Raw genomic sequence first — 17980 nt, forward strand, 5'->3', positions numbered from 1 at the left:
TCCGCGCCAACATAATATCGTATTCAAATAAATTATTTTTCTGATGCCGAATAAACTTTCTACCCAAAATATTCATCTAAGAGAAGAGAGATCCATCTTGGTATTGCTGCATGGATTTGCTGAAAATTCGGGGATCTGGAATGTGCAGAAAGAATATTTAAGTGAATACTTTGAAGTAATTGCGCTGGATTTACCGGGAGTTGGCAATAATCCGCTCACCACTGCGTTGACTATTGATAGCATGGCTGATAATGTCTATACCTCATTACAGTCTGCCGGTATAGAAAAAGCGGTGATCATCGGCCACTCCATGGGTGGATATGTAGCCCTCGCTATTGCAGAAAAGTACCCATCAATACTACAGGGAATGGGCCTGTTCCATTCTACAGCCCTCGCTGATACCGAAGAGAAGATAGAAGCGCGCCGTAAATCCATCAAACTGATGGAACAATATGGCAGTGAAGCATTTATCAGGCAAGCATTTCCAAATATGTTCAGCCCGGGTTTTAAGGCGAAACATCCGGAAAGTGTTGAAGCATATGTGAACATGGGCATTGCTTGTCCCCTTGCTTCTATGGAAGCATATTATGAAGCCATGATAACAAGACCTGACCGCACCGCCGTGTTGTCATCTATACAAGTACCAGTGCTGTTTGTAATCGGAAAAGATGATACAGCCGTTCCTCTTCAAAGTGTATTGCCACAGGTGTCCCTTCCACGGACAAGCAGCATTTACATTTTTGAAGAAACAGGCCACATGGGCATGTGGGAAGTTCCCACTGCCAGCAATCAGCTCTTGCATCAGTTTACTCTTTTTTGCCAAGATCAAAAATTGTGAAAAGAACCCTTCTATTGCTCCTGATACTCTCCTATGGATTGATTTCCAAAGCTTCCCATATCATTGGGGGAGAGATGTCGCATAAGTACGTATCAAGTACCACTACTACCGTTACCTACCAGGTGACACTGAAGCTATACCGGGTGTGTGATGAAGCTGATAACCTGGCCGAATTGCCTAACTCTGTATACTTTGCAGTGTTCAGTAATGCTGATAACAGTCAGCTTTCCGGCTCTCCTTTCCTGATATCACAAACCAACAAGCAGACCATAGAATCCGGAACGGCAGACCCTTGTATTGTTAATCCTCCTAAGATCTGTTTTCAGATTGGTACATATGTAGGAACGGTGACAGTGCCTATAAGTACGGCAGGATACACAGTGTCATTCCAGACCTGTTGTCGCGACTACACCATGGCGAACATCGTGGATACGCACAAGGCGAATGATGCAACCAACTATCCGGGTAATGGTGCCACTTACTTTACAGAATTGCCCGGTACTACCAATAATTTTATCACGAACTCAAGTCCTGTATTCAATAAGGATGAAGCTGTCCTGGTTTGTGCCAATAAGAAATTTACTTACGATTTCTCTGCGACTGATCCTGATGGTGATAGTATTGTGTATGTATTCTGTGCAGCTTATGCTGGTGGTAAAGTCACCAATGGTGGAGATAAATATGCGACACCACCTGCTGCCGTAGCACCACCTTATTCTTCCGTTCCTTACAAAAGTCCATATACAGGTACGACTCCCCTGGGAGATGATGCCTATATCGTATCCAATTCCGGTTTGATCACTGGTATTGCACCTGATCCGGGAAAATATGTGGTCACTGTATGTGCCTATGAATATCGCGATGGTCAATTACTTGGTATTCACAGAAAGGATTTTCACATGATCGTCACTACCTGCGTACGCGAAGTGGAAGCAGCTATGCCGGATAAATACGATGATTGTTCAGGGTACACCATTACCTTCCTGAACTACAGTACGGAGGGTAAAACCTATGACTGGGATTTTGGGGATGGCACCACTTATACCACTACCAGCACAGATCCTTTTACACATACCTATGCTGCAGAAGGTGTATACAATGTAAAACTCTGGGTAGATAGTACCAGCAATTGCGGCGACAGCGCAACTGCCGTGGTATATGTATATCCTAAGCTCACGCCAGATATGCGTATCGTAGGATTGTGTAGTAATACAACAACGACATTCACCAATACTTCGACCACCACCAGTGCTACAGATGCCATCGCTACTTACAGGTGGGACTTTGGCGATACCAGTACAGCAGCAGATACTTCATGGTCTTCTGTAGCTTCGTATAAATATCCAGGTGCAGGCACTTATACTGTCATTCTGGATGTCACTACAACAAATGGTTGTGTCAGGTCCGATACCAGTACGATCGTTGTTTACGACAATCCACCTATTACCACCACACCAGATACCCTTCTTTGTATCCGCAACTCATTGCAGCTCTCTGCAGAAAGTGTAGTGGATGGACAGGTAGTAACCGGCTCCTACACCTGGACACCTGATTATAATATTACCAACGCCAATACTGCGACACCGACCGTCAGTCCAAAAATGGATACGGCTTATACCGTAACGTTTACAGATGGAACAGGTTGTACGAATACCGCGATAGTGAATATTGATGTACGTGATACGCTCATTGTAAGAACAATTGCTGATAGTACAGTTTGTACGGGTGATACCCTGCATATCAGGTCTTTCGCGGATGGGGATTACCCCCTTACATGGTATGATGTATCCACCAATACACAGGTGGGCGACAGCAGCATTCTTATAATTGTACCTCCCTCTCCAGATGTAACATATGCGGTAGTGGCCAGTCTGGGTGATTGCAGCGGATATGATACGGTGAGCTTAAAAGTGGTAGATCCCCCTGTTGCTTATGCCGGGGAAGACACTACTATCTGCTATGGAGACCAGGTCACCCTGACTGCATCTGGTGGCTCCTATTATCAATGGACGCCGACCTTTTATTTAACGGCTCCTAACCAGTCAACAACTGTGGCTAAGCCAACAGATACGACACAATATATTGTTACTGTCACTGACACCAAGGGTTGTCCCAGACCGGTGACTGATACAGTTCAGATCAACGTGGTACCCCAGGTACATGCATTTGCGGGTAATGATACCATTGCCATCCTGAACCAGCCATTCACACTACATGCTACCGGCGGCGTAACTTATGTGTGGACCCCGGCAGATGGATTGGACAATCCAACTATCGACACCCCCACAACGACTATCAATCATGATATTACATATACCGTAACTGCCTATACGGCTGAGGGCTGCTCCGGTACAGATGCGATTAACCTCCGTTTCATAGTAGGTCCGGACATCTATGTACCTACTGGTTTCTCGCCTAACGGTGACGGGCAAAATGATATCTTCAGACCATTGCCGGTAGGCATTACCCAATTGGAATTCTTCAGGGTATTTGACCGTTGGGGAAAACTTATGTACAGTACGACTGAATACCTGCAGGGCTGGGATGGTAATTATGATGGCAAACCCGCTGCTATCGGCACTTACGTATGGGTAGTGCAGGGTAAGAACGTAAACAGCGAGACAGTGATCCGCAAAGGCACTGTTACCTTGATCAGATAATATTTCGGAATCCGCTCATGCGGATTCCAATTGTTTTCAAACCCCTTCATATGGCGATTTAATTCATTCGCCCATCTCCTTTTTTTTATTTATATTCCTATAGTTAAGTCTTCGTAGAGCTCATGCACAACCCCAACTAATGCATAGATCTATTATTCTGTTTATTTGCTGTAGTTTGATCCACGTTGCTGCTGCTGGTTACCATATTATTGGTGGCGAGATATATTATGCTTTTATAGCCATGAATCCTGATGGTACCTACAAGTATCAGATTACACTTAAACTATACAGGAATGCTGATTTCACCTGTGGTGAAATTCAGGGCTGCCTGGATCACTTTGAAGATCCGGTGCCTGTGAATATTTATACTTCCGGTGGTTCCCGGGTTGTAAATGCCAGGTTACTATTTATCAAAGAACGTTATCCGCTGCGCGATACATTGCGGAATCCTTGTTTGGCGCCACGCGCCCAAAACCTGGAAGTAGCTATTTACAGGGATACCTTATCACTCAGACCTATCCCGGGAGGTTACTATGTCGTCTACCAGCGATGCTGCCGGGGAGAAAAGCTCGCCAACATCAACAATTCAGAACATGAAGGCTCCACTTTCTACTGCATGATACCCGGTACAGAAAGCCGTCCGACGAACAAGAGCGCTTTCTTTGCCAAAGATGCAGCCATTGTGATCTGCGCCAATATGCCGCTGTATTACGATTACTCTGCCTCCGACCCCGATGGTGATAGTCTGACCTATAGTTTGTGCAGTGCCCTCACCGGGGGCGCCAGCCGTAATGAAGCCGCCAGCGCCAATCCGCCCCCATATAATAATGTTGTGAGCTATAAGTCACCTTATTCGGGATCAAATCCAATGGGTGGCACACCACAGGTGTCTATTGACAACAATGGATTTTTAACAGGTGTACCGCCCAAAGAAGGTCAATACGTCGTATCCGTATGTGTGACAGAGTTCGATCGCCGCACAGGCAAAATGATAGGTACTCATCACAAAGACATCCTGCTCACCGTTTTTAACTGTAACACCAAAATCACCGCCGGCTTCCCTCCTACCCTTCAGAACTGTGTACCCGATCCAGACCTCAGTGTACTTATGCCCAATACCAGCAATGCGGGATATACTTCCACCTATTACTGGGACTTTGGCGATGGTACTGATACCCTGGTAACGGATAAGGCCGTGTTCAGACACCTCTACCCTGATACCGGGCAATATGTTGTGAAATTAGTAGTGAACAGAGGACTGGCCTGTACAGATAGCACCACCGGCATAGTGAGTAACTACCCGGGGTTGAAAGGCGATTTTGATGTAACCGGCTATTGCAAAGGCGACCGCATTCTATTTGACGACAAGTCTATTTACACTTACGGACATATTACAGACAGAAGATGGGACCTGGGGCTAACAGGAGATAGTGTAATCAGCAGGGCCTACGGAGCGCATGTAAGCCATAACTATGAGCATGGAGGTGTCTACACCGTTTCCCTGATATTATACACAGATCATTCCTGTGTAGCCACCGTTACGAAAGATATCACCATCTATGAGGTCTTCCCCTTTGCCGGCAATGATACTATTCTGGCAAAAGGCCAACCCTTCACACTACATGCTTCAGGAGGGGAGTTCTTTGCCTGGACGCCACCAGATGGATTGAGCAATGTGAATATTGCAGATCCCGAACTGAAATGGAATGAAGACGTCACCTACATACTACGCGTCTCCAATTCACAGGGATGTGTGGGATACGATACTATCAGCATCAAATACTATACAGGACCTGACATCTATGTACCCAACGCCTTTACCCCAAATGGCGATGGAAAAAACGATCTGTTCCGTTTTATTCCTGTGGGCATCACTGAATATAATTACTTCCGCATCTTTAACCGCTGGGGCCAGGAAGTCTACTCCTCTACTGACTTCCGGCAGGGATGGGACGGCACTTACAAAGGGCAACCTGCACCAGTAGATACTTATATCTGGATACTGGAAGGAAAAGATTTCACAGGAAAAACAATTTTAAAGAAAGGCACTGTAACTTTGGTGAAGTAAATAATCATTTTTGACATGGGTATAGTACTTATCACCGGTGCCACTGCCGGGTTTGGAGAAGCATGTGCGAGAAAGTTTGCAGCTAACGGTTATGACCTTATCCTCACAGGTAGAAGGCAGGAACGATTAACGGCTTTGCAGCAGGACCTGGAAAAAGCGAATGGCATCAAGGTGCTGCCTTTGACTTTTGATGTGCGGGATGAAAAAGCGGTGAGCAGTGTATTGGCGCAAATCCCTGATTCATGGAAAGCCGTAGACATCCTGATCAACAATGCGGGGTTAGCATTAGGATTTTCTACAATCGATGAAGGTACTTTGTCTGATTGGGATACGATGATCGATACGAATGTGAAGGGATTACTGTATGTATCCCGCGTAGTGATTCCATGGCTGAAAGCACGTAAGAAAGGACATATTATCAACCTGGGGTCTACAGCTGCTAAAACTGTGTATGCAAAAGGGAATGTATACTGTGCTACCAAAGCTGCGGTAGATGCGATTTCACAGGGTATGCGTATCGATCTGCTGCCTTACTTTATAAAAGTAACGGCTATACATCCGGGTGCTGCGGAGACAGAGTTTTCAGTAGTAAGATTCAAGGGTGATGCCGGCAAAGCGGATGATGTGTACAAAGGATTTACACCATTAAGGGCAGAAGATGTGGCAGATACCATCTATTACTGTGCTACACTACCCGCGCATGTGTGTATCAATGATTTAGTGATCACATGTACCCAGCAGGCAAATGCTATCTACACTTATAAAGAGTAAAAAGTTATGAAATAACACTTAGATGTTATTTCATAAGCAGATATTTCTATATATATTTGAGACAGCTTACTTTTTGTCTATAAATGAATGTGGTATAATGATGGCTGACAAGGGGTTAAATAATGGTATGACGAACTACCATTAAAGTGGAATGTGATACCTAACTATCTATGAACTTTAAGAGTTTATTAATAATGCTAACTATCTATCCTAAAAAACCATATCCCTATGCTTACATTTGCAACACTGTATTTGTTGCGTCTCTACTATCCGAGATGGAAAGCAGAATGGCGCTTCTACTCCGACAGATCTAAAAGAAATAACTACGGTCGCTGGGCTACCAGCCAGGACTGGGCAGGTGCTTTTAGTTACTGAGAAAAAGAAATCAAAGGGTGTACCAACAATGGTACACCTTTTTTGGTTTTATATACTTAACCATCTATAACATACACTTCCTTTTTTCGTATACGCCACTAACACTGTTTGCGCATCCACTGCTTTTACTACCGGAAATGTCACGTACAAACTGTCACCCGTTAGTATACCTGATTTCGTCACACTACCATTTCCTTTGCGTACCTGATATCCTACCCTGCTATTAAATTCCCTGCCCACCTTCACTGGCTCATCCCACACAATCACTAACTTATCATCCCCTACTGCCGTTATCTGCGGATGCTTTGCCATCGGTGTTACACTCACGGTATCCCTCTGTGAATAGGTCTTTCCTTCATCTGTAGAATGACAATAATATACTCCTTGTCCACCCCCCATTGTAAACCATACACAATGCAGACCAAAACTATTCGCAGCCATCGCAGGCCCTGTGTGTGGACATCCCCGCACTACCCAGTTATCAGCACTGATCCTTACAGGTGCAGAAAAAGTAGCGCCTTTATCCACAGATAATAAATGTACCATATCACGAATAGAATCACTGATGATATCTCTGAATGCTACATGTAAATGTCCTTTTGGATCTGCATATAAATCAGTACGACAACATTGACACGCTGTCTCTGCAATGGCATGCTCTCCTTTGAACCCATCATGTCCACTGGTCTTTGCAAAGTATAAGGTAGAACCTTCTGCATTGATATCTTTCCTGTTATCAAGCCAGATAGCACCGGCCTGTCCATCAGGTAATAAAGCCATATCAAAATAACGCTGGTCATAACTGCTCGTATCTGTCACCAGTTGTTGCGGTTCGGACCATGTCTTACCTGCGTCCAATGAATGTGTATAGAATACTCTGCCTGCCCATTGATTGCGCGGATCATGTTGTTCTACACCATACATCGCAATGATCTCGCCATCTGGTTTAAACAACAGCTTCGGCATATTCTCTGCATGCGGCAATACATTGTTGGCTACCGGTATTGCATGCGGTGTGGAAAAAGTATCACCCTGCTGTATAGCATAATACATCATACCTGTATCTGCACCCGGCTGCGCTTCTATCCAGCTGATGACCTTTTTACCATCTGCTGTTTCTGATATAAATGCACAGGATGCATCTCCATGTGAGAGTGTGTATTCTTCATCTTTATTTGGATGGCAGGCCGATAAAAGGCCTGCCAATATGATCCACAATTTATTTCTCATTATTTAAATGTATAAGCCACCCCAAAATCAAATGTTCTCTTCTGTCCAGGATAATAGCTGGTACTATAAGCTGTCTTCTCCGCTGTCGTTGCATAAATCACATCTGCTGCATTGCGGCAATTGATCCAGCATTCAAAGCTCTTCCATGCGTAACCTGTGCGAATGTTCAACAGATCATATCCATTGTATATTTTGGTATTCTTTGGGTCCATGTAATATTTACTGATGTGCTGCCACTCTGCACCAATCCTGAAACCTTTGATAAATGCAGGTTTGAATGTCACTTCACAATTTGTGATCACATGCGGCGCACCATTCATTTGATTGCCGGCGTAAGACACGCCTTTCTCTGTGTAATCATTGAAGAAGTGATCTGCATACTGACCACTTACACGCAGTTGTATAGATGTAACTGGTGTATAACGCACATTCCATTCTACACCTCTGTGTGTGGTATGCCCTGCATTCTGATTTAAGTAAGTACCATCTGACTGTCGTACACTCACAATTTCATTGGTGCCTTTCATTTCATATACACTCACATCCACATATCCCTTATCCTTTGCAAATCCAATCCAGCCGCCAACTTCATAGTTATTGTAAGTCGCAGGTTTCAGTGTGGGCACTTTCACACCTGTGTATAATTCTGTGATATTCGGAGGTGCAAAACCTACACTATAATTCGCATACAATCCACGACTATGACCCAGATCATAAGTCAAACCTAACTTAGGTGTAAATGCATTGAAGTTGTTTTTTTCACTGGCCGCACCGGTATAGGAAGTAGCAGATAAATGGTTTTCGAAATTATAATCCATCCGGTCATAACGTACTGCTGCGACCAGTTTCAGACCATGCGCCAGCGACATATTACCTTGTACATATGCAGCTGTGTTCAGCAACTTTACATTGTAATTGGTAAGCACTGAATCGGTAGGTGTATAATGTATGTAATAACCTGCCGCATTTTTATCTACATCAATATAGTTCGCAATGTAACCCGCAGGGCTATAATCCATACTCACACCTGCAATGATACTTGCATCCTGCCACGTGAATTCTTTCTTATGCTGCACTATTAAGCCATAACTTTTAAAACTATCATTATTGATCTGCCCTGATGCTTTCAATGCATCTGTTTTGGAATCGGAGATATAATAAAATGGATTTTGTTTGATACTGCTGCTTCTGAAGAAGGCGGTAAATGTAGTATGGTTCAGATCATTCCAGTCATGTTCTACCGTGCTCCTGTAGCGGAACGCATTCACCTTTCTATATGAGAATGTCTGGAAGTTGGTATAGTTCTTACCAAAGAAATGTGCACTGTCCAGGCCACCTATCTGGTCAGTATAATAATCTATTAATGTAGCTGAATTGATCCATTTGGTATGCTCACTGATCTGGTAATCTCCTCTTAGTGTAAATGCGAATTTATGATAGTCACTATGGTCCATATAACCATGGCTCTGGTTTGCATAATACCCACCCATGGTTAAACCTACTTTATTAAAAGTATTAGACACATTGAAATCCGCACGCTTGTAACCTCTGTCTGTAACCTCTGCCTGTACCCGTCCGGTAGGATTTAATGAAGGTGCTGCTGTGATGAAGTTCACTGCGCCCCCTACCGCTTCACTGCCATACAGGGAAGATGCAGGACCACGTACGACTTCTATCGTACGCAAAGCTGCCATATTGATTTCAATTAACGCATTGTGATTAAAATCGCCGGTGGTGCGGATAGGAATACCATCTTCGAGATACAGGAACAAACTCTTGTAACCGATTGGTTGGCGGATGGCCATCGTGTGCTGTTCATTTTGCAACGGTACCATGTACACACCACTCACTTTGTTCAATAGCTGATCGAGTGTTGTCGCTTTTGTATCGCGCATTTCCTGTGTGGAGATCCTGCTGATAGCAATAGGTGCATCTGTACGTAATTGTTTATCTCTGCTGCTGGTCACTACAAATTCATTGAGACTGGCAGGAGAAGGATGTAAAGAAATGATGCCAGCCGGCAATGCGATCCTTTGTGATTGATAACCTACATAAGATACCTGTACGGTGTCTCCGGAATGTCCGGTAATGGTATATCTACCCTGTGCATCGGTTATACAACCTTTGCTATGATGTAATAACTGAATATTTACGCCAGACAATACTTCGCCTGTTTGTGCATCGATCACGCTGCCCTGTACCTGAGCATACGAATGTAAGGACAATAGAACTCCTGCTATTATCGCTAATATATATTTCATGTAGATGATAAAGTCAATAGTTATCAATTGAGCAGTCTTTGCTCATTCATTAAGAAAGTAAAATGGAGGAGATTAAGCTTGTGGGGGGCGGAAGGTATCAGATAAAGGAGTATATGGTACAGTGCTCTGATAATATGCGATGAGTGGGGTGGATAGGGCGTAAGAACGGAAGTTGTACGAGTAGAGATCATCGATATACGACACCCCGTATTTTTCTTTTCCAGCCGTGCCGTTGTTCTGTTGCTGCTGGTCCCGTTCCAGTTGTTTCTTCAGCTGACATTTACCATTACAGTGCATTTCAGGTTTGTCCCTGTTTTCGCACAGTACGCTGGCAATATAGCCCTGGTTGATCTTATATCCAAGCACGATCAGGTACTGGCTACAGTTCTGTAGCAGTAATCCTGTAAAGAGCGCTATGAATAAAAAGTATCTCACGGGGCAAAAGTAGGTAAAATATTCACTTTTATTTATGACTTAACGCATAAAAAAAAGCTTATGCCGTAAGACATAAGCTTTTTTATTATATGACCGGCGACCGGCTTTTATTGGGCGAGCATAAACCTTAATGTCAATCCCCCTCTCGTGCTCACTATCGGGTAAGCTGTAGAGATCACTGGTATCGTCTGCCTTCGGTCATAGAAGAACCGTAAGTTCAATCTATTATTCACCACATAATCTATGGACGGCGCTATTCCTATCACCTTCTGTCCACTGGTCGGTATCACCAGGTCCGCATCCAGTTTATTATTCACCGTCTTATCATCACGCACACTCAAATCCAATCTGAAGTTCATATCATTCGATACCTTCTTACCCGTCTGTTCACCAAAGAACTTAAACTTCACATTCCTGATACGATAGCTACCACCCATCGTGATCTCTGTAGAGCGCAGCTCGGTCAATTGATAATCGATCAGACTCAAACTCAGTGAACGGCTCTTCTTAAATTCCACACGCAGGTTCAGGCTGCTGGTAAATGTCATATCCAATCCGATCAATGGTGCAAACTGCTCTGTCATGGTCAGGTTCGGTACCAGGAAGTAAGGAATGTAGTTACCAGACACCGTATCAATGAATCCCGGGTAACCTGCCAGTCTTGGATCTTCATACAACAACGCAGAGTTGTAAGAACTCATGCTCAGGGAACCTACATATGCATGGGTGATAGAGAAGTTCGTAAAGAAGTTCTTGAACGGATCTAACTTAGCCAGACCATTGTAGGTCACCCGCCAGTTTGGACGAGGTATATAATTACTAAATGGATTGCTACGCACATTTGCAGGACCACCATTCTTCAACAATCCAATCTTTTCCGGATCCTTACCAGTATATGCTGCAAGGAAGGCGGGAATCAACACATCCTGTGCATAACGGCTATAACCATATCGATACTCAGGATCCTTAGTATTGTACGTGGGTGTACCAGGAATGCTATTATAAGGATTAGATGCCGCCAACCGGTTAGAGATCGTTTTACGATAACGTTCAAAGTCCTGGAAAGTGGTTGTCGTTCCCGTCTCTGAATCTATCTTACCAAACATCGTCTTCACAGCTACATAAGAGATCTCAAATCCACCCGCATCATATGGGGTGAGGTGTTGGTACCCTGTAGAATCCATGTTCTTAAACAGCTCCGTATGCGTCTTTGTAAATGACTTGGTCATACTCAGATCTATACGCCAGTCGTTATATGGCTCCAGCTGTGCCTGCACCTGCAGTCGCTGTGTGAACTGCTGCTGGAACTGTACGTTGAAGGTGGTATCTGGTGTAATCAACCCTTTCTTCGCAAAGTCATCCAACCATGCTTTTGTCGGTTGCTGTCCAGTCACAAAACCTAAGCCCGGAGTAAAGTGTGCCCAGTTCATACCCAATGCCTTCGTACTATCTATATAACCCGGCAACTTCGTACCACTGTTTTCTGAGTAATCCACATTGATGCGTTTCAACATCAACAGTGGTTTCATCACTGCTTTCAGAATGGGGGATATCTCTACATCAGTATTGGCTGGTGCTGCAGGCTGATTTTTGCCTGGTGGCTGTTTACTATTATTATTGTTTTGCGGTCGCTTCGTCGTCGATGTACTAAACTGTCGGAGGAACTTAGACCGGTTATACAGATCAGAGAATTTGAACTCTGCCATCACGGTTTTGTTCTGTGTATTCTCGATGGCATTACCCAGGTATTTAGCGAGTAATGAAGCACCCGTCCAGCGATAGTCAAAGCTATACCCCAATGCTACATTCGTCCAGCTGGTCAGTGGCAGTTTGGCAGTAGGCAGTGTATAAGTGATGTTCGCAGAATGATAGTAGTTCGTTGTTCTGCCCAGTTTAAAGAAGTTACGCCACATGGTATCTTTCTTTGCTGCAGTGTTCAACCTGCCTGTTGGCTCATCGATACGTGCGTTGTTCACCGCGTTGAAGTCAAGACTGATACTCCTGGTCAGGTCCCATTTCACACCATAATACCTGTCGAACGTGAAGTACTTGTTATATGTTTCCGGTAACTTAAACGTACCATCACCACCAACGTTTCTGATACGTGTTGCACCAAACTGTCTGGTGATGTCTGCCCTGAAACTAAGCAGAGAAGGTACATAGTTGAAGTTAAAGTCTTTCACCAGATCCAGCCATTTCGTTTTCGTCTTGAAGAGTTTTTTGAACGGCGTCACATATTTTGGCTGACCGGTAAAGGTATATCCTAAGCCACCTCTGTGCTTGGTGAGCACGTCATTTTCAATGATCGGTGAGTGGGCCAATGACTGAGAGAATGAATAACTGATGTCGAAGTTTTCCAGATCCCACAGGTGAAATTTCTTTCTATTCGGATTCACCCTGCGGATGTTGGTAAAGTTCAGACTCTTGATAGAGGTAAAGGTTTCTGCAGCCTTGCGGATGGAGTCACGCTCATAGTCAGACTTCGCCATACGCATTTTATCTTTCAGCTTGATGTCGAGGTCATACGGATCATATTCCGGACGGCTCACGGCTCTTGAGTAACCTGCATATACAGGAATGACCAGCCCCATTTTCTTTGGTAAGAGTTTACCTAAGTCAAGGTTTGCAGCAGCATCGTATTGTGTATAGTTATCTCTGAAGCGTTCGTTCACACGTTGATCCAGGTTACCAAATCCGGCAGTATGCATATTCCCTGAAACCGTGACAGTACCCAGGTCCGCCAGTTGCAGATCCAGTCTACCCATACCTGCATAACCACCTTTTTCATCCAGCCCTGTCAATCGCAATTCATTGAACCAAACCTCACCACTCTTCTTCAATCCATTATCCTTTGGATTCGTTACCCCCAACAGGATGGTACGTACATCACCCAGATTCGGATTACCGATTACGCTCATATAATTCGTACCATCAGACTCTGTATATTTCACCAGTGCATTACAGCTAGCGCAATTATTACGACGCAATTTCAGATCGGTCAGTTTGCTCAGGAGGATATCCATATCATTCACTTCCGGCCAGATATTAGTCGGGTTATTTGGCTGATCCCAGGTAGACACTTTCAATGGCACCTCGTACTCGTAATAGTTTTCAACGAAGTCACTACCGATCCTCACAATTGCTCTCAGTTCGCCATCTTTCAGTGAGTTCTGATCTTCTATTGCTTCAGCATGCAGGTACATTTGTAAGTGCTTGTACTGACGCAGGTCCATACCCAGGTTCTTCGTTACACCACGGCTATCGCCATCTTCCAAACCAGTGAGCTGTATTGACATGGATTGTTCATTCAGCTGTAAGGTGGTATTGTTGGTACTCACAGTATTCTGACGTGTTACGCCAGGAGGCAGTACATAATTAATAGGTTTACGTGAAGAGTTCTCTTCGATGTTTACGGCAGTCAGGTTGAAAGAAGTGTTCCCATCGTTCGGAACAGGATCACCTGCCTGCAGTTTATAATTGTACTGACGCCATTGGTTACGCACCAGTTGCAGTTTACCAAAACGTACTACAACAGAGTCCTGGAAGTTCGTGAGGAACATACGCATAAAGCGGATGGACTTGAAGTCAGGAATAGCGCCTACTTTCTTATCATATTTATCAATCGGCACTTTGAACTGGTACCAGGTTTCAGTCGTCTTTCTGCCATCTGCCAGTGTTACATCTGCCTGAATCTTATCCACAATGTTGTTGGTACCTACTGCCATGTTTGGACGCAGGTTCACTCTATACTGGAAGTATTCTTCTGTTTCATTCAGCGTGTTATCCCTGTTCAGATCTTCTGTTTCAGGAATGTTTGTCGCTGCCATGGAGTAAGTAGAATTATTAGATACAGGTGAGTTACCTTCAGGGTTGCTGTATCTCTTGTAACGGATCAGGATGTTGCCGCTATCATAATCACGGTAGTGTTTGTAGTCATCGTTCGCAGCATCCCTGGCAGCCTGTTGGTAGATGACAGAAGCAGTACCAAAGTTAGCCGCCAGCCTGGTCAGGTAATCTTTGTAGTATGTCTGTTCATAACTACTTTCCAGACCATCATAACCAACGTCCTGGTATTTACGGATGGCAGGGTCATTGTCGAATGCCTGGGTGATCTGCTGTTGGAATTTAGGCTGACGTCCCCATTCAGTAGAGTCAACTTTGTCCAGACCAGTAGTAGGATCCGGCATACCATTCTCGAAGAATTTATGAGAGTCTTTCAGTACGTCTTCAGATATATTACCGAGGTTGAAATACAACTGACCACCTGTACTATTTATATTATCGATAAAAGGATCCTGGATCCAGAATTCGATGAACTCTACGTTGCTGGTTTCAAAGTCACTGTTGTCCAGTGCACGCATGATACCACCCCATTTCTTCTGTGGATCTCTCAGTTTACCATTTGCATCCACACTATCCCTTCCCGCAGTAAAGTTGTAAGAACCTCTTTCTGTAGGATAATAGGCTAAGTCAAGGGTACTTAACTGTGCCTGACCGAAATCGGTGGACTTATTCGGGAATATTTCCTGCTGATACACCAAACGGGTACGATGATCAGACTGCACTGTTTTAGTAATACCATCAGGCAAACCAGATGAATTCGGGATCTGCAGCGTAGGTTCGATAATGTACCAGGCTAATTTTGCCCTGTTTGCACCATACCTGAGCTGGTTATTCGCCTCTGATTCCGGGAACAATGTAACACCGCTGCTATCACTTGCCTGTGAAGGGGTAGATGCCAGTGCCCAGCTGGTAGCCGGATACTTCAGGTCATAACCACTCTGTGAACCTTCAAAGTCATCGATGTATACCTGTCCCTGACTACTACCTGCTGCATTTACCAGTTTGCTGTGGCCTGGGAATAACTTAGCCACCTCACCTGTGAACATAATGTTGGAAGGGGTGGTACTATTAAAGTTCGGCAGTTTATTCAGGAGGCGTGTCAGTGCTTTGGAAGGAGAATTATAGTTCACATCGAAGCCGATCACCGTGTTCTTGATCGGGTCTTCTCCGTAGTTTACTTTCTGATAGTAAGGTCGCTCACTCATACGGGCGATGGTAGAACCTACACTCAGTTTGTCATTGACCACATAGTCGAAACGGGTACCAAAGTAGTTACGCACCTGTGTTCCAAATGAAGCATTGTTTTCAAACTGTACATTGATCGCCTGCCCCGAAGCCAGCACACCTGAGTTCACGATCTTGATACGACCCAGGTTATAGTCAATAATGTAGTCAACGTTTTCACGGAGCAACTGTCCACCCGCAGTTACAGTTACCGAACCCTGCGGAATGTTGTAACCACCTAACTGAATTTCGGAAGAGTTACTGGATTTATAAGTACCCTTTAAGAGATAGCGGTTTAATTGCGGGAACTGTTGTGCGACAACCTTGATGGAGTCATACAACACCTTGAACATATATTGTTTCTCCAATGCCGGGTTTCCACCAAAGGCTTTCTGGATACCCTGTGCAAAAGGTTCCAGTTGTGGGAACATCACACGTCCTGTATTGGAGTTGATGGTATATCCTTCCACATAGTCAAACACCCCATCCGGTTGCGGGTCATTCTGGTTATTCAATCTATCCAGGTTCAGAACGGAGATCAATGGCGCACCGGCCCACTGCCCTGTTGCATCCGGCAGATAGCGTTTATCACTGGGTGTACGTGTTTCAGTACCTGGATCTTTATAGTAAATATCCAGACTAAAATCAGCCTTATTGATCTGGTAAGCACCTGTGGAGTAGATGTTTTTCATCATCAGGTCCCAGATAGGAAGATTGGGTCTGGCGGAGGTTGCTTTCAGGAGTTTGAGGAAGAGGATCTTCTGGTTCGCACTGTTATTCTGATCTGGCGGTACATCCTGTGAGAACTCACCCACCTGGTATACACGGCCATTGTAAGTATATTGATAAGCGACTGCCAGTACTTCATCGGCCTGTAACTGTTGGTTAAGGGAGATGAAACCCAGCTGTCGGTTCAGGGTATATTCTGAGGAATCGAGCTTACGGGCAAAGGTCTTTTCATATTCCTGCACCCCCAGTAATCCCATGGATTGTAACCGGCTGACCACCGTTCCCGTATACCGGCTGGCGGCATCAGAGATCACATTGGTGTAGAGGTTGTTCGTTCCATTCGCGGGCAAATGAGCCCCGGGAGTTACCGTAACCGTCTGATTGTAAGGCGCATATTCTGCTAAGTCCATCAAACCGACGATGTCGCGGGTATTGGTAGTGGCACCGGTTTTATTGGTTACCCATACTTCAATACGGTTGATATACGACAGTGATTTGATCACCGGCAGGTTGCTCATGCTGTAGTTAAATGTATCGCGGAAGAACTGTCCGAGCAGGAAGTGCCGGTTATCTTCATATTCGTCTGCCCTGATCGTGAAATCCTGTACCTGTGTACCACCTTTGATGAGGAGATTTTGCTTCTGGGATTTCTGGTTAGAGAGAACGGAGGTGACGGTGAGTCTGCCAAACTGCAACTGGGTTTTGATACCAAACAGTGATTGCACCCCTGAAATGAGGGTGCTGCGGAGTGGAAAACTCACGTTACCGGCTTCTATCTTTTTAATGATTTCATCGTCGTAGCCGGTATATTCCAGTTTGATCTGGTTTTCAAAATCAAAGGTGGATTGTGTGTTATAGTTAGTAGTAATTTTCAGTTTATCGCCGATCTTACCCGTCAGGTTCATATTGATGTTCATATCAAAATCGAAACCGCCGGTTTTCCTGGCTTGTTCGGTGAGTACCGGGTTTTTGATATTCTGCCCCTGGTAACCGAAGGTCAGTTCAAGGCTACCCTGAGGGCGGATATCCACTTTACTCCCCCCAAAGATCCTGTCAAACAGTTTACTGCCTTTATACAATTCGGGTCCCGAATTCTTCTGATTCAGGGAGCCCAGGGTGCTGGCTCTTTTCTGCCAGTAATCCTGCTCACTTTTCTGTGCCTGTAACCTGTTGAATTCTTCGAAGCTGAGGAGAGTAGGGTTGCGGTAATAGTGATCGCCTATCTTTTCTGATACCGTGTATTCTTTGGTAACAGGATCATAATCAACTGACTGAGAGATATTCTTAGGATCTTTGAGATCGATTTCATTGCGTACAGGATCAGTAATACGGGTGCCGAATCTGTCTTTGATGGGGTACTTGAGGGTATCCCGTTTAACAGTATCTTTCACCGTGGTATCTTTACCGACAGTATCTTTTGGTTGCCAGTGTTGTTTATAAATATCGCTGCTATAACCCGAACGATTCCTTGCTGCAGTATTAACAATAAAAAAGGAAGCGACTCCTATTACTGCTATAGCACCATAATTTGTCTTCCTTGACAAGA

Annotated in this window: 9 protein-coding genes; 5 read left to right on the forward strand and 4 right to left on the reverse strand. The window is 44.5% G+C overall.

Annotated elements, in window-relative coordinates; translation table 11 throughout:
* The first annotated feature begins 43 nt into the window (after positions 1-43).
* From QQL36_RS01265 to QQL36_RS01285, 5 genes are all read left to right on the forward strand, one after another.
* Positions 44-838, forward strand: a complete 795-nt coding sequence (locus tag QQL36_RS01265) for an alpha/beta hydrolase (protein ID WP_321568642.1) — start codon at positions 44-46, stop codon at positions 836-838.
* On the forward strand, positions 835-3498 hold the full coding sequence (locus QQL36_RS01270) for a PKD domain-containing protein (RefSeq protein WP_143708943.1): 2664 nt from the start codon (positions 835-837) through the stop codon (positions 3496-3498). The genes QQL36_RS01265 and QQL36_RS01270 overlap by 4 nt, the downstream gene beginning before the upstream one ends.
* A 139-nt stretch (positions 3499-3637) precedes the next feature.
* On the forward strand, positions 3638-5566 hold the full coding sequence (locus tag QQL36_RS01275) for a gliding motility-associated C-terminal domain-containing protein (protein WP_321568643.1): 1929 nt from the start codon (positions 3638-3640) through the stop codon (positions 5564-5566).
* Positions 5567-5581: 15 nt separating this feature from the next.
* Entirely contained in the window at positions 5582-6337 is a 756-nt protein-coding gene (locus tag QQL36_RS01280) for an SDR family NAD(P)-dependent oxidoreductase (protein ID WP_321568644.1), read from the forward strand.
* 228 nt (positions 6338-6565) lie between these two features.
* Positions 6566-6712, forward strand: a complete 147-nt coding sequence (locus QQL36_RS01285) for a hypothetical protein (protein ID WP_179091206.1) — start codon at positions 6566-6568, stop codon at positions 6710-6712.
* 48 nt (positions 6713-6760) lie between these two features.
* Here the strand turns inward: QQL36_RS01285 and QQL36_RS01290 are convergent, their stop codons facing one another.
* The 4 genes from QQL36_RS01290 to sprA all read right to left on the reverse strand — a co-directional run bounded on the left by QQL36_RS01290 (position 6761) and on the right by sprA (position 17978).
* On the reverse strand, positions 6761-7942 hold the full coding sequence (locus QQL36_RS01290) for a sialidase family protein (protein WP_321568645.1): 1182 nt from the start codon (positions 7940-7942) through the stop codon (positions 6761-6763).
* Positions 7942-10203 (reverse strand): TonB-dependent receptor, encoded by a 2262-nt coding sequence (locus tag QQL36_RS01295; protein ID WP_321568646.1) that lies wholly within the window; start codon positions 10201-10203, stop codon positions 7942-7944. The genes QQL36_RS01290 and QQL36_RS01295 overlap by 1 nt, the downstream gene beginning before the upstream one ends.
* A 72-nt stretch (positions 10204-10275) precedes the next feature.
* A complete protein-coding gene (locus QQL36_RS01300; protein WP_083725594.1) occupies positions 10276-10638 on the reverse strand; it encodes a hypothetical protein in 363 nt (120 codons plus the stop codon).
* A 107-nt stretch (positions 10639-10745) separates the two neighbouring features.
* The gene (sprA, locus tag QQL36_RS01305) at positions 10746-17978 is read right to left on the reverse strand and encodes a cell surface protein SprA (protein ID WP_321568647.1); all 7233 of its coding nucleotides are present in this window, start codon (positions 17976-17978) and stop codon (positions 10746-10748) included.
* Between the last annotated feature and the right edge of the window lie 2 nt (positions 17979-17980).

Origin of the sequence: Chitinophaga sp. LS1, assembly GCF_034274695.1 — a bacterium.
Taxonomy (GTDB): Bacteria; Bacteroidota; Bacteroidia; order Chitinophagales; family Chitinophagaceae; genus Chitinophaga.